The organism is Nocardia spumae (assembly GCF_020733635.1).
In the GTDB taxonomy this organism is placed as follows: Bacteria; Actinomycetota; Actinomycetes; order Mycobacteriales; family Mycobacteriaceae; genus Nocardia; species Nocardia spumae.
The window spans coordinates 3693315-3706408 of sequence record NZ_JAJFZL010000001.1; the positions used below are offsets into that span (position 1 = coordinate 3693315).

A 13094-nucleotide genomic window follows, 5' to 3' on the forward strand; every position below is an offset into this window, starting at 1 on the left:
AAGGATCCTCCGCCGCACGCGCCCCACACGCAGGCGGATAGCGCAGTGCTCGGTGCCTCCTATCGGGTGAGCAGCATCCGACAGGAGGCACCGACGATGGCGATTGTTGTACTGATCAACTCCATCCGAGGCGTGCAGGTCGATGTCGTGACGGCATCCGAAGCTGTTCCGTAAGCCGATCGGCCTACGGAACACCACTACGCCAATGACACCGTTCGAACCTTGCACTTCGTGACAGTTTCGGGGCAGTGAAGTGAATCAGGGCTTGGGTGGGGTCTGGTCAGCGATGATCGCGAGAATGCTGAGGCGGAACGACTCGTCGTTCTGAATCGATTCGGGGGCTGAATTGGCCTTCACCATCCTGCGGTCTTGTACGGCGAGCTGCCGCAACGTATTCACGACATCAGGGGTCAAGACTGAGGGGCCCAGCTCTTCGAGCAGCTCGATGGGCTGTTGCTGGTAGAGGGAGGCGGTTTTCGGAAGGTCTGCCACGATCATGTCGATCAGTTCGGCTCTGGCTGTCTCGGTGTCGTATTGGGCTGGGGCGATATTCAGTAGTGCGCGGACTGCGGCTGGGCGGAGTGGGGCGGAATCGAGCAATGGAACCAGCGCGGGGAATAGTTGTTCGGCCGCTGGACCGATTCGTGCGGCCAGGTTTGCGGCGTCGATCACTGTCCAGAGGTCGGTCCGAGGAGGTAGGTGCAGCACCAGAGTCAGGACTGGGAGAACCGCTGTCGGTTCACCGCCATGATGCACCCACAGCCGCGCGATCTGCACATGCTCGCTGAGTACATATGCGGGGGCGTCCAGTGCCGGCGGCTGAGCCACCTTGTTTGCCAATGCGGTCACCAGCCGTTCGGAGGGAGCGAGTGCCAGGCCAGCGTCTGCCACCATGCGTGCGACAGGGCTTTTCTGGACCGCCGTTTCGATGGCTGTCAGCAGGGGCTCGGCGCGTCCGGTCAGTTCGTGCAGTGCGGTTGCCGCATCGAGGGTGCTGAAGCCGGTTTTCTGGGTGGCAAACTGCGTGAGCATGTCAGCGGTGCGTCGCGGTTCGATGCCCATCGCGGCGAGCGCGGTGAGTGCGGCCACTGCTTGAATACGGCTCAACGATCCACTGGTGAGGAGGTGGATTACCTCGGGTCCGGCGATGTGGGCGCGTGCCGCCCAGGTGCCAAGGATCCGGAACAGGTTGATGAGCTCGTTGTGCCGAGAGGCGCCTGAGACGAGGCTGTCGGAGGATGAGGGTGGCTCGGCCAGTTGTGAGAGCCGGTTCCGGATCGCATCGAGCAAGGGCACCGATAACTCGAACGACGCGCACGCCTCGGCCATCTGGGACAAAGCTTCCGGCCGTGTGGCCAACTCGCGGGCCAGCAATAGGGTGGCCCGTGGATCTCGCCATTGCACCAGACACGCCACTGCTCGATCGGCAAGCACTGGGCTTTCCGGGTGTCCTGCGAGTGTGGCCAGTGTGTCGGCCACGTCCGGGGCGGACTCCGGGCCGAACGCGCACAGCAGATCTATTGCACAACGCCTGGCATACTCATCCACCAACCCTTCTGCCACCACCGTGGCCAGCACGGGTGCGAGTGCCGGTGCGGCGCTGCGGAATCCGGCGCAAAGCCGCTCGGCCTCGGACATGCCGCGACGCCGGATCAACTCAGCGGAAGGGCCCGAGCTGGTGAGCGCGAGGGTGATCAGGTCCGTGGCGGTCGCGATGTCACAGTGATCAACGAGGGCGTCCACCAGGCCGGTGATGTGGTCGTTCAGCTGTCCGATGATGTTGTGCACCGAGTCATCGGTGAGCCAGGCGGTTCCGGCTGCGTAAACCTCACCCTCCCATGGCATGCCAGCCGCGACGCAGGTTGTCGCCGCGCGCAGGCGCGTCTGCGGGGCTTCGGCCGGTCCCAACGCTGCGATCGCCAGCTCACGCGCCAGCGGGTCGTCGAGCTTTCCTGCAGCAGTGAGGATGTCACTCTGTAGCGATGGCTCGGTCTCGACCTCCCACCGCTCGAGCAACAAGGGCAAAACCAGTTCGGCGGGTTGTGTCCGGATCATGATGTGGAGCGCAGAACGTCGGGTCTGCTCGTCGGCGTCGTCCACGAAGGGGCGCAGTAGCGGCCATTGCTGTGCGATTGCGTGTCGAGCGGCACCGGGTTCGGCACCCCCTCGTTCACCAGTGCCGGCGGCGATCTCTGCCAAGAGATCCAGGACACCACGGGTTTGGATGCCGGCCCCGGCCAATCGAGCCAGGAACGGCACCGCGTGCGCAGTCGCGGAGTAGACCGTGCCCTGATGCCAAATATTGCCGAACAGCTCCCGCAACGCCTCCGCTGCCTCGCCTTCGGCGCCCTGGAGTCGGCGCAATAGCTCCGGCACATCCTCGGCCGATCCATAGGCATGACCCAGCTCTGCCCACGACACCGATTCCAAGCCGCCCCACACCGGGTCTGTCACCATGTCGACAAACTAGCCACTGCCCCTGGCTGGGAAGTCGACCAGAGTTGGTTACTCGATCGGGTAGGGGGCGTCATCTATCCGCCGAGGGCGAGGCGAGTGTTCATGTCGAGCTTGACCTCGCGGTAAGGGAGTGCATGCGACCAGAACAGCGGCGTGAGGCCGCGTTCGACCTCGACGCCCAGCTCGATCGGGTTGTCGGACCGCGGTCCCGCGCCTGATCGAGCTGATCCGCTGCGGCCGGCTCGATCTGTCGCAGCAGACGGTGACGACCTTCGGACTCGACGAGACGAACGCGGCGGTGGATCACGCCGCCGCACATCCGACCGCATTCGATCGCACGATCGTGCTCCCACAGCGCCGGACACCGATTCCCGTCTGAGTAATACCCGCGTATTATGGTGTCCGCGTGGAGTACGCGTGGTGGATCGGAGTCCACTCTTTCCTGGCTCGGGCGGATGTGGCGCCCTGGGAGGTGATGGAGGTGCTGTACTCGTCGCAGCGCTGGCCGCGCCCGGCCCGCACCGCCGAGGGATTGCCGGTCACGACCGTGTGGGGACGCACCGAGTCGGGCCGGCCGCTGGTGGTGCTGCTCCGGGAGCTGCCGCCGCCCTCGCGCACCCGGGATATACAGTCTCGAGGCACGTGGGAAATCCTCATGGCCGCACAGATGCGCTCGCAACAGCTCGAGGAATTCACGGCTTGGGAGGCGAACCGATGAGCGACAACGACACCTTCGAACCGGACCCCGGCACCGACCCGCGCACGATCGTGGACGGGCTGGTCTTCGACGACGACGCCGCCACGCCCGCGCTGCCCCCCACCGGCGCGGAGATCGAACGCGGCATGGTCACGACGTCGTTGAAACTGCCGAAGGATCTGCGCGACCGGCTGCGCGAGGCGGCGGCCGAACACTGCATCACGCCGTCGATGCTGATCCGCCAGTACATCGAGATGGGATTGCTGTCCGAGCAGCCCGGCCGGATGATTCCGCTGTCGGATGCGATCCGGGTGCTCAGCAGCCTGCGCCCCTCGGCGTGAATCCGATCCCCGCCCGATAGCGAGAAGACGAACCGGACGATCGCGAAGTTATGCAGCCAGCTGTACAGCTGGCTGCATAAGATGTACCGTGGAGGCATGAGCAGAGAACTCGCGCCGACAGCCTCCGCCGTGGCCGGTGATCTGCGCGTCGCGGTCAGTGGGCTGCTACGGCAATTGCGCGCGCAGGCCGAGGGCACCGATCTCACCAAGTCACAGAGTTCGGTTCTGATCCGCTTGGAGCAGGGCGGTCCGGCCACCGCCACCGAACTCGCCAAAGCGGCCGGTATGCGTCCGCAGTCGATGGCGAAAATCGTTCGCGCACTGGAAGATGCGGGACTGATCGCGGGCCGGCCCGATCCGGCCGACGGCCGCAAGACCGTCCTCGACCTCACCGCCGCCGCCCGGGACGAGTTCGCCACCGGCCGTCGCGCGAAAGAGGATTGGCTCACCCGGGTGATCGAGGCCGAATTCAGCGACGCCGAGATCGATCAGCTCGCCGCGGCGGTCACCCTCCTCGAACGCATCGCCCGTTCCACCTGACCGGATACCGCCCGATCACCTCGAAGCGCCGCAGCGCGATCCCGGCACGGGATCCGCGCCGACCCGTCATGCGCACCGCCGCCCGGCGACGCGACGAAAACCGTGTACCAGCAAAGGAATTCGCTATGCCCGTTACCGCTGTCGATCCCGCCACCGCCCTCATCGTCATCGACCTGCAGCAGGGGATCGTGAGCCGGGAGCTGGCGCATCCGGTCGAGCCGGTCGTCACTCGTGCCGCCACGCTGGCACAGGCCTTCCGCGACCGCGATCTGCCAGTCGTGCTGGTCAATGTCGCGGGTACCCCGCCCGGGCGTACCGACGCCGGGGCCACGGCGTCGGGTGATCTGCCGGCGGACTGGGCCACCCTGATCCCCGAACTCGATCGGCAGCCCGGCGACATCCTGGTCACGAAGTACGCGCGCAGCGCCTTCGCCGGCACCGGACTGGCCGACCGGCTGCGCGCCGACGGCGTCACCCAGGTCGTCGTCATCGGCATCGCTACCGGCGCCGGTGTGGAATCGACGGCTCGGGATGCCCACGAGCAGGGGTTTCACGTCACCCTTCCGGTCGACGCCATGACCGATTCCGATAGCGAGCGGCACGAGCACAGCATCGCCCACATCTTCGGCCGTATCGCCGAAACCGGTACCACCGACGACGTGCTGCGGCTGTTGGCGGCGCGCGCGTGACAGCCGCACCCACCGATACCGCGGCCGTACCCAGCGATCCGTTTCCCGCCCGGTTCGCCGGGCCGCTGCTGCTGGGCTCGACCCTCAACCCGATCAACACCTCCACCATCGCCACCGCCCTGGTCGGCATCGGCGTCGACTTCCATCGCGGTCCCGGCGCCACGGCCGTCCTGATCTCGGTGCTGTACCTGTGCAGTGCGGTCATGCAGCCCACGATGGGCAAGCTGGCCACCCTGTTCGGGCCGCGCCGGGTCTTCGTCGGTGGGTTGATCGTCCTCATCGTCGCCGGTGTCATCGGCACGGCCGCACCGGCATTCGCCTTCCTGGTCATCTCGCGGGCTCTGATCGGCGTGGGCACCTCGGCGGCGTTTCCGACCGCGATGGCGCTGGTACGGCACCGTGCCGACGCCGCGGGTACCGGGGTCCCGGCACGGGTGCTGGGCAACTTCTCCATCGCGGCCCAGGTCACCACGGTGGTGGGCCTGCCGCTCGGCGGTGTGCTGGCGGGGGTGTTCGGCTGGCGCGCGATCTTCTTCGTCAATATCCCGCTGGCGCTGACGGCGCTGATCACGACTCTGAAAGGGGTACCCGGTGATGAGCCGGCGGTTCGGCGGCGGGGGTCGCTGGCGGCGGCGGTCGATCTGGTCGGCATCGTGCTGTTCGCGGGCACCGTGATCAGCGTGCTGATCCTGCTGTCGGATCTGCGGACCCCGATGTGGCCGCTGCTGCCGGTGGCGTTGGTGCTGGGTGCGGCGTTGATCGGCTGGGAGCGGCGGGCCCGCAGTCCGCTCATCGATGTGCGCATGCTGGTCGGCAACGGTGATCTGCTGCGGACCTATCTGCGCCAGGCGGTGGTCTCATTGGGCACCTACACCGCCCTCTACGGCACCAGTCAGTGGATGGAACAGGCGGCGGGCTACAGCGCCTCCCAGGTCGGGCTGATCCTGCTGCCGCTGTCGGCGATCAGCATCGTGGTCGCACGGCTGGTCTCCAATCGAGGCTGGATCCGATGGCCGCTGATCACCAGCGGCCTCGCGCTGGCGGCGACCGGGGTGATGCTGCGGTTCATCACTCACACCTCACCGGTGCCGGTGCTGATCGCCATGTCGCTGCTGTTCGGATTGGCCAGTGGATTCAGCGGATTCGCCAATCAGGCCACGCTCTACGTGCAGGCGCCGGGCGATCAGGTCGCGGTGGCCTCCGGGCTGTTTCGCACTTTCGCCTATCTGGGGGCGATCTTCTCCTCGAGTCTCATCGCGCTCACGTTCGGACCCGCCACCACCGACGCCGGACTGCACGCCATAGCCTGGGTGATCCTGGGCCTGGGTGGCGCGATCGGGCTGATGACGGTGCTCGACGGCAGGATTCCGCTGCGCACGGGGTCGCACGCGGATCAGGCGTCGGCGTAGGTCGCGGTCAGATCGGTGACCCGCTGCGCCGGCCACGGACAGCGGATCTCGCCGCGGTTGGCGGCGTAGAACAGCTCCAGATGCACCTGCCAGGCCGCCAGCAGTCGTGCCCGCTGCGGGCCCAGATCGTGGGGGAGGGTGTGCACCAGTTCCAGGCGCGTCCCGGTGTCGGGATCGGCGATGATCTCCCAGCGCACCCGGCCCGCGGGCACCGAGTCGACGGTGGCCTCGTATTCGAGCAGGCCGGGGGGCTGCGCCGCGGTGAGCGGACCGGGCTCGATCACGGGGTTGGCCGCCCGTTCCGGTGGCATCGCACCCACCCGCGGTCGGCTGTGCTCGACCAGGACCGCCCACGCTCCCTCGGCGGTCTGCGGCACCAGATCGTGGGTGAACCGCAATCGCGTGCGGCCGTCGGCGTCGGTCTCGGCGCGGCCACGGCCCAGGCCGAACTTCTCGACATAAGCTTGCGCCCGCGTCAGCCAGCGCTCCTGCGGCGAGCCGGGGTCGACGCCGTCGAGTACGGCCGCCAGCGCGGTCAGGCAGCCGTCCCAGCCCGCAGCCGTGCGCGCCGCACCGAGCCGTCCGAGCGTTCCGTGCCCGAGCGCGTGGGTGAACACCAGTCGGCAGCCCGGCGGCTCGGCGATCAGCTCGAATCGCAGCACATCGCGGTTCCAGCGGAACATGAACGCCTTCGGCGGATCGACCTCGAGCACTTCACCGTCCCACGAGTCGTCCACGGGTGCCTGGTCGCCGAAGGTGAACCGCATCGGCGCTCCCGGACGCAATTCGGTCTCCACCGCGGCCGGGAACCAGGCCGCCAGTTGGGCGGGTTCACTGACGGCTCGCCACACCCGCTCGGGCGGATGCGCGAGGCGGCGTTCGAACCGCAGTGTCGGCACACCATCGATGGTGGTGAGCTCCGCGGATGAGTCGTCGGTGGGCATTGCTGCTCATTCCTCCTCGGTGGCCATCACGTCGAGATGGCGGGTGAGGGCGTCGAGACTCGACTCCCACAGCCGCCGGTACGGCGCCAGCCACAGGTCGATTTCCGACAGCGGCTGCGGCCGCAGCCGATACCAGCGGCGCTGGGCGTCGTGGCGGACTTCCACCAGGCCCGCGCCGCGCAACACCTTCAAATGTTTCGACACCGTCGGCTGGGCCAGCCGCAACTCCGTGACCAGCTCGCCGACCAGGCGTTCACGTTGCCGCAGCAGATCCAGGATCTCGCGACGCCGCGGTTCGGCCAACGCCTCGAACGTAGATGCCATATCGGCAATATAGCTGATCTGGAATATACACGCGGGGTTCGGACGGGTTCAGGAGCCCTCCTGCACCGGATAGTCGATGACGACCACACCGCCGGTGGCGTAGTTGACGACATCGGCGGCCGCCCGCAGGCCGTGCGCCGACGCCCGCGCCGCGGCCATGGCGGCGGCGTCGGCGAAGTCGGCTTCGAAGACGGCGAAGTACGGCGCTTCTCCCTTGGTCGCCGCCACGTCGAAGCTGTAGCGCCACGCAAGCAGGCCGGGCCACTTCCTGACCAGTGGAAGATGGTTGGTCACGTAGTAGTCGCGGAAGTGGTCGGGGTCGACGGGCTCGGGATACAGGACCACCAGCTTATGCACGACTACCTCCGGTATCGCCGGCGGTGCGGGTGAGTGCGGTGTCCGGCACCACGGTCGGTTGAATCGTCATATGCGCAGGTTAGGGCTTGATGCGTGGTCGAGGGAAAGACCGGGACGGGATAGGCTCAGAACGGATCGTTATCAATCGGCAGGGAGGGCATGTGGCGCCGGATACGGTGAGCCTGCGGTACTTTCTGGTGCTGGCGCAGGAATTGAACTTCACCCGCGCGGCCGCGCGGATCGGTATCGCCCAGCCGGCGCTCAGTGCCCGGATGCGCCGATTGGAGGCGGAACTCGGTACGAGCCTGCTGGTTCGTAACACGCGTAGCGTCGTATTGACCACGGCCGGTGCGGCTTTGGCGGAGTCCGCGCCGCCCGCGCTGGCGGCGCTGGACCGGGCATGGGACATCGCCCGGAATGCGGGGGCCGGTGAACTGGGCACGCTGCGCATCGGATACAGCCTCAGCACGGGGGCCGAGACGGCACCGGCCCTGGTGGACAGGCTCATTCACGGCAGCCCGGGACTCGAGGTCGGCGCGGTCCCGATGGCGACTCCGGAGATCTCTCCCGCGGTCGCCGACGGCCGCATCGATGCGGGGATCACCCGCGGTGAACAGCCGGGTCGTGGCGTGCGCCGATTCCTGCTGCGGCGTGAGCGCGTCGGGGTTCAATTGGCACAGCATCATCCGCTGGCCGGACACCCGGAGATCGAGATCGCCGCTGCGGCCGCGTATCCGCTGAGAGTGCCCGACCGCGTGGCCAACCCCGTGATCCACGATCAGCTGTCCGCACTGTTCCGCGATACCCGGCTGAACCCTCGATTCCACACGCCCGCAGTCTCTTTCGACATGGCTCAGCGCGACCTACGCGACGGGCTCACCCTCGCCCCGGCCGGTGAAGCCGCGGTCACGGTGTCATCGGCCGGTCTCACGTGGCGACCGCTGCGGGGTGCGCCCGACCTGACGATCCACCTGGTCCTCCCGCGCGTGCAGTCACCACTACACCGCCGTATCCGTACCGTCGCCAAAACCCTGGCACACGAGCTGCACTGGCTGCCGGACTGACCCGCACCGCCGGGGCCCCGGCGCGGCGCCGGCCCGAACTGCTCGAGCGACGGCCGCCGGTGTCACGGGGCTCCAGAGGTGGAGCCGTCACATCGTGGTGTTCCGGTGGCGGATCGGCTTGCGGATCAGCTCCGTGGCGACTTCGAGAGGTTCCGGTAGTAACCGCCGAAAAGACAACGGATCTGCCGTCGCCGCAGTGGGCCGGGCCTCGGCTTCGGCGCGGGGCTCGCAGCAGGTGGGGCCGTTGCTGACCCGTAGGCTGAACCTGGAGTTGATCGCCGAGCACTGGGATGACCTGCGGCGGTTGGCCGGTTCGTTGAAGTTCGGTCATGCCACCGCTTCTCTGCTGGTCGGCAAGCTCTCGGCCTCGGGCCGCCAGAACACTCTCGCGGCCGCGCCCAAAGAGTACGGCGCGCTCCGCCGCACCATCTACGCCGCGAAATACCTCTCCGATCCGGACTATCGGCGCAAGATCTCCCGTCAGCTCAACAAGGGCGAGTCGCTGCACGCGCTGCGCCGCGACGTGCTCTACGCCCACGAGGGCATGATCCGGGCCCGTCACCTCGGCCAGCAGGCCGAACAAGCCTGATGCCTGACGTTGGCCCGGACGCGGTAATCGCCTGGACTACAGAGTATTACGGGCTGGCCGTGGAGCAGATGCGCCGGGCCGGACAGCGGATCGACGACGACGTCCTGGCCCACATCTCCCCGGCGCACAGCGCCAACATCAACTTCCTCGGCGCGATCGAGGTCGACATCGAGGGCGAACTCGCCCAGCTCGGCCCGACCGGCTACCGGCCGCTGCGGGTCCGCGACACCCCCTTCCGACCCCTGGCCCCGGCGCTCCAGACCTTCTCGTCGTCATCCTGTAATGCCGATTACACGCTGTGGCACAAGCTGCCTGTCGGCCTTCGACATGGCGGCCTCAGGTCGGATTCCCTCGCAGCCGACGGAGCGCGATCTCACGACGGTCGGGCAAGCGCGTCGTTAGAGGACAAGCTGGATAGTTCGGTCGCACACCCTCGAGCCATCCTGTTGTTGGAATAAACCTTTGGCGGGAGCCGATCCTGACTCCAGCCTCTTGCCGGCCGTGTGGCGCGCCGACCGGAGCGGCCAGTGGTTGGCCGTCGAAGATCAACCGGCTGTGCTCATCTGTGCCAGCCGACGTATCGGCACGCCCGTGAGTACGGGATTCAACTGTTGGGAGTCCGGGCTGTTGTGAGTCAGGCGAGGAAGTCTGCCGCGGCTCGATTTACGGCTTCCTTGTCGATGTACTCCATATAGCCACGCGAGTCGAAGGTCTCACCGCCGAATATGCCGTGGCAGTGGTAGCCGAGAATGTAGCCGCGGCCGACTCCGAAACGCGGTGGCGAGTCGACTGTGCCGTGGACGAGCAGGTCGTCGCCTGCGGTCCAGGTGAACCTCACGGGGAGCCGCATGGCGTTGCCGTAGGGGTCGATGGTTGTTTCCGTGGCATATTCGGTGACCTCGAATCGAACCTTCTTGTGCGTGACCCACGTCGGTTGTCCGATCGCTCGGTGATAGGCAGCGGTCAGCAGAGGTTGGCCGGTGGCGTGTACGTCGACCAGCAGCAGATGGGAGTGATCGTCGACGCCGATCACTTGGTAGGTGAAGAAGTCGATCGGGGCTTTGGACGCGGGGGGCAGGGTGCGGTCGACAAGCCCGTGCAGACCTGCGCATGCGGCGTATTCGAAGGTGCCGACTCCCGACACGTCGCTTCGGTCGTCGCCGACGGTGATGCTGCCGTCGTACTCGACGCACAGGCTCAGGTGGTCGTAGACCGGTGAGCGCATGAACCAGGCCACCTGGCCGGTCGCGCGCAGTTGCAGGTCAGCGCTGAAGTCCTGGGTTTTCACCGAAACACGGAAGTCGGGATAGGTGCCTTCGATGACGACATCGCCACCGAAGTCCAGGAGCGATCCGTCGTCTTCGAGCCGGCATTGCTCGGTCATCGAGTACGCCTGGTAGAACGCCGCTCCGCGAGCGGCGGTCGACGCCGATACGGTAACCGTGTCGCGTGGAGTGGTAGTGACCGCGTCGTCGTTATCCAGAGCGGTCGCGCCCGGGAGTCCGGCGATCACCATGGTGCTGAAGTATCGGTGCGGCTCGGGCAGGTTCGGGATCATCACCCCGTAATGCGTCCATCCGTAACGACGCCCGCCGACGTGTGGCGCGAGCATGTGCGGTCGCGTGAACGGGCGCGCTGTCGCGCGGACCGCCGGCCGGGAGATCCAGGGCATTATCCGCAATGCCGCTGGTGTCACGGTTCGCCAGAGGATGTTCGGTCGCATGCGCCGAGACGATACACATCCCGGGAAACTGTCTGCAACGATTGGTTACATACACATTGTCGGATACGTCTTCGGGCTGTTCACTACTCGCCGCCGGACGTGAGCACCCGCCGCGGGCCACGATGACCGGTTCGGTCGCGTGCGGCCGTGAACCGCAAACATGGTGCAGTGCAGGAACATTCGCCCGGCGAGTTGCGTACTTGCCGTTGTGCTCGTAGGCGCTGGCGCCGGATTGTTATGGTCGTGAGGTGGGAACGCTAGCGGGATCGTTCGACCAAGACCTGCCGGGTCTGCCTCGCGGCCGGGGCCGGATGGTCACCGATGACGTGCTGGCCGCGCAGCGCCCGCGACTGCTTCGTGCGGCCATCGCAGCGGTGGCCGAGAACGGCTTCGCCGCAACCACGATCGCGGACATCGTCGGTCGTGCGCGAGTGTCGCGTCAGGCGTTCTATCGTCAGTTCGACAGCAAGGAAGCCTGCTTGATCGCGGCGATCGACGCCGGTATCGAAACCGTCGCGGCAGTGGTCGCGGCCAGTGGTGCCGAAACCGGCGATCAGACCGATTTCGAGGCGTCGATCCGCGCCGTGCTGCGCGCGTATCTGCGTGTGAGCGCGGCCGAACCCGAGTTCACGCGCGCGTGGACCTTGGAGCTTCCGATCTCCGGCGCGGCCGGACTCGCCAAGCGCAACGAGTACTTCGACATCCTCGCGGACGTACTGCGACGCCTGCACATCGACGCCGGCCTCGGATCCGCGCGCGAGGCGTTGCCCGAGACCACGTACTTGGCGCTGATCGGCGGCTGCCACGAGCTGTTCTATCGCTACGTCGCCGCTGATCGCACCTCCGATCTTCCCGATCTCGAAGGGGCGATGGCGAGCTTCGTGCTCGCTGTGCTCGGCTGAGAACCTCCTCCAGCGCCACCGTGGCGAGTCCTCGCGCCCGGACCGCGCCGCCCGACCACATGTTGACAAAGTCATATGGCGCCTCCATCCTCTTTATAAGAACTCGTGCGTACTTATGAATGTCACGCGGTAGTCCCACGAAGGAGTGGATGATGGGCATACTCCCCAGCTTTCGAACGATTCCGGCGAATCCGCCGGGGCCCGTGGCGATTCGGCCCCGGCGGGTCGAATTCGATTGGCGCGGGGCGCCGCTGATCTGGATCCCTTCCGAGCCCGTGGCCAGCTACTTCCTCAACTCGCTGAATCTGGTGATCCCGGAAGGCGAGCGAATGATCATCCAGGCGTTCGACGAAGCGCTCGCTGACGTGCGTGACGACAAGCTGCGCGAGGACATGCTCGGCTTCATGGGGCAGGAGCAACAGCACGCACAGGCCCATGACGCGGTAATGAGGCAAGTGTTCACCGCCCACGGCATCGACCCGGCACCGTTCATGCAATCCATCGAATACCTGTTTCGCAGGATCCTGGGTGCTCGTGACAGCGACGGACCGCGGCTGCGCCGGCAACGCCTGATCGAGCGTCTGGGTATAGCCGCGTCCTCGGAGCACATGTTCGCCTTCATGGGGGACTGGGCGCTCAATGCCGACCTCGAGCGATTCGGGGCTGATCCGCAAATGCTCGATCTGTACCGCTGGCACGGCGCGGAGGAAGTCGAGCACCGAAGCGTCGCCCACGATGTGGCCCGCTACTTCGGTGTCGGATACCTCCGGCGAGGCGCGTCGATGATCATCACCTGGCCGTTCTTCCTGGCGTTGCTGGCTCGCGGGGCGATGTATCTGAGCCGCAACGACCCGTCCACACCGAACATCGGTTACCCACGGTTGATGCTCGGGCTGCTCAGCGCTATGAACCGCGGGCTCCTACCGGGCGTAGCGGCGTGGACCTGGAGCGGGTTGTCGACCTTCGTCCCCGGATTCGACCCGCAATCGGTGGGGTCCACAGCGCAGGCACTGGCGTACATCGCGCAATCCCCGGCGGCCAAGCGGGTTCAGTCGTGA

13 protein-coding genes and 1 pseudogene are annotated in these 13094 nt (G+C 66.7%); 9 read left to right on the forward strand and 5 right to left on the reverse strand.

Annotation, left to right across the window (positions count from 1 at the left end):
- Window positions 1-258: 258 nt before the first annotated feature.
- Window positions 259-2457 (reverse strand): hypothetical protein, encoded by a 2199-nt coding sequence (locus tag LKD76_RS16570; RefSeq protein WP_227982231.1) that lies wholly within the window; start codon window positions 2455-2457, stop codon window positions 259-261.
- 406 nt (window positions 2458-2863) lie between these two features.
- Here LKD76_RS16570 and LKD76_RS16575 point away from each other — a divergent pair, with 406 nt between their 5' ends.
- The 5 genes from LKD76_RS16575 to LKD76_RS16595 all read left to right on the forward strand — a co-directional run bounded on the left by LKD76_RS16575 (window position 2864) and on the right by LKD76_RS16595 (window position 6133).
- Complete coding sequence (locus LKD76_RS16575) at window positions 2864-3175, forward strand: hypothetical protein (protein WP_227982232.1); 312 nt, start codon at window positions 2864-2866, stop codon at window positions 3173-3175.
- Window positions 3172-3495: a ribbon-helix-helix domain-containing protein gene (locus tag LKD76_RS16580; RefSeq protein WP_227982233.1), complete on the forward strand. Its 324-nt coding sequence runs from the start codon at window positions 3172-3174 to the stop codon at window positions 3493-3495. The genes LKD76_RS16575 and LKD76_RS16580 overlap by 4 nt, the downstream gene beginning before the upstream one ends.
- A 96-nt stretch (window positions 3496-3591) precedes the next feature.
- Complete coding sequence (locus LKD76_RS16585; RefSeq protein ID WP_227982234.1) at window positions 3592-4035, forward strand: MarR family winged helix-turn-helix transcriptional regulator; 444 nt, start codon at window positions 3592-3594, stop codon at window positions 4033-4035.
- 125 nt (window positions 4036-4160) lie between these two features.
- Entirely contained in the window at window positions 4161-4724 is a 564-nt protein-coding gene (locus tag LKD76_RS16590) for an isochorismatase family protein (RefSeq protein ID WP_227982235.1), read from the forward strand.
- Window positions 4721-6133 carry an MFS transporter gene (locus LKD76_RS16595; protein WP_227982236.1) on the forward strand — a complete coding sequence of 471 codons (1413 nt, stop codon included), beginning with the start codon at window positions 4721-4723 and terminating at the stop codon, window positions 6131-6133. The genes LKD76_RS16590 and LKD76_RS16595 overlap by 4 nt, the downstream gene beginning before the upstream one ends.
- Here LKD76_RS16595 and LKD76_RS16600 read toward each other — a convergent pair.
- From LKD76_RS16600 to LKD76_RS16610, 3 genes are read right to left on the reverse strand one after another with little or no spacing between them, the layout of a single operon-like run.
- On the reverse strand, window positions 6118-7077 hold the full coding sequence (locus tag LKD76_RS16600) for an SRPBCC family protein (RefSeq protein ID WP_227982237.1): 960 nt from the start codon (window positions 7075-7077) through the stop codon (window positions 6118-6120). The genes LKD76_RS16595 and LKD76_RS16600 overlap by 16 nt on opposite strands.
- Before the next feature lie 6 nt (window positions 7078-7083).
- Window positions 7084-7401 carry an ArsR/SmtB family transcription factor gene (locus LKD76_RS16605; RefSeq protein WP_227982238.1) on the reverse strand — a complete coding sequence of 106 codons (318 nt, stop codon included), beginning with the start codon at window positions 7399-7401 and terminating at the stop codon, window positions 7084-7086.
- 48 nt (window positions 7402-7449) lie between these two features.
- A complete protein-coding gene (locus LKD76_RS16610; protein ID WP_227982239.1) occupies window positions 7450-7758 on the reverse strand; it encodes an EthD family reductase in 309 nt (102 codons plus the stop codon).
- A gap of 161 nt (window positions 7759-7919) precedes the next feature.
- On the opposite strand from LKD76_RS16610, the gene LKD76_RS16615 reads away from it, so the two are divergent.
- Both LKD76_RS16615 and LKD76_RS32170 read left to right on the forward strand, forming a co-directional pair.
- Window positions 7920-8822 (forward strand): LysR family transcriptional regulator, encoded by a 903-nt coding sequence (locus tag LKD76_RS16615; RefSeq protein WP_227982240.1) that lies wholly within the window; start codon window positions 7920-7922, stop codon window positions 8820-8822.
- 202 nt (window positions 8823-9024) lie between these two features.
- A pseudogene (locus LKD76_RS32170) lies at window positions 9025-9647 on the forward strand (Tn3 family transposase); the annotation flags it as partial.
- Between the two features lie 398 nt (window positions 9648-10045).
- Here LKD76_RS32170 and LKD76_RS16625 read toward each other — a convergent pair.
- A complete protein-coding gene (locus tag LKD76_RS16625) occupies window positions 10046-11134 on the reverse strand; it encodes a DUF6670 family protein (RefSeq protein ID WP_227982241.1) in 1089 nt (362 codons plus the stop codon).
- Between the two features lie 248 nt (window positions 11135-11382).
- Here LKD76_RS16625 and LKD76_RS16630 point away from each other — a divergent pair, with 248 nt between their 5' ends.
- Window positions 11383-12036 carry a TetR/AcrR family transcriptional regulator gene (locus tag LKD76_RS16630; RefSeq protein ID WP_227982242.1) on the forward strand — a complete coding sequence of 218 codons (654 nt, stop codon included), beginning with the start codon at window positions 11383-11385 and terminating at the stop codon, window positions 12034-12036.
- A gap of 152 nt (window positions 12037-12188) precedes the next feature.
- Window positions 12189-13094: a metal-dependent hydrolase gene (locus LKD76_RS16635; RefSeq protein WP_227985268.1), complete on the forward strand. Its 906-nt coding sequence runs from the start codon at window positions 12189-12191 to the stop codon at window positions 13092-13094.

Bases quoted from the DNA above. Each gene is read 5' to 3' on its own strand.
- LKD76_RS16570 (WP_227982231.1), bottom strand. From the start codon at position 2,457: ATGGTGACAGACCCGGTGTGGGGCGGCTTGGAATCGGTGTCGTGGGCA.
- LKD76_RS16580 (WP_227982233.1), top strand. From the start codon at position 3,172: ATGAGCGACAACGACACCTTCGAACCGGACCCCGGCACCGACCCGCGC.
- LKD76_RS16585 (WP_227982234.1), top strand. From the start codon at position 3,592: ATGAGCAGAGAACTCGCGCCGACAGCCTCCGCCGTGGCCGGTGATCTG.
- LKD76_RS16590 (WP_227982235.1), top strand. From the start codon at position 4,161: ATGCCCGTTACCGCTGTCGATCCCGCCACCGCCCTCATCGTCATCGAC.
- LKD76_RS16600 (WP_227982237.1), bottom strand. From the start codon at position 7,077: ATGCCCACCGACGACTCATCCGCGGAGCTCACCACCATCGATGGTGTG.
- LKD76_RS16605 (WP_227982238.1), bottom strand. From the start codon at position 7,401: ATGGCATCTACGTTCGAGGCGTTGGCCGAACCGCGGCGTCGCGAGATC.
- LKD76_RS16625 (WP_227982241.1), bottom strand. From the start codon at position 11,134: ATGCGACCGAACATCCTCTGGCGAACCGTGACACCAGCGGCATTGCGG.
- LKD76_RS16635 (WP_227985268.1), top strand. From the start codon at position 12,189: ATGGGCATACTCCCCAGCTTTCGAACGATTCCGGCGAATCCGCCGGGG.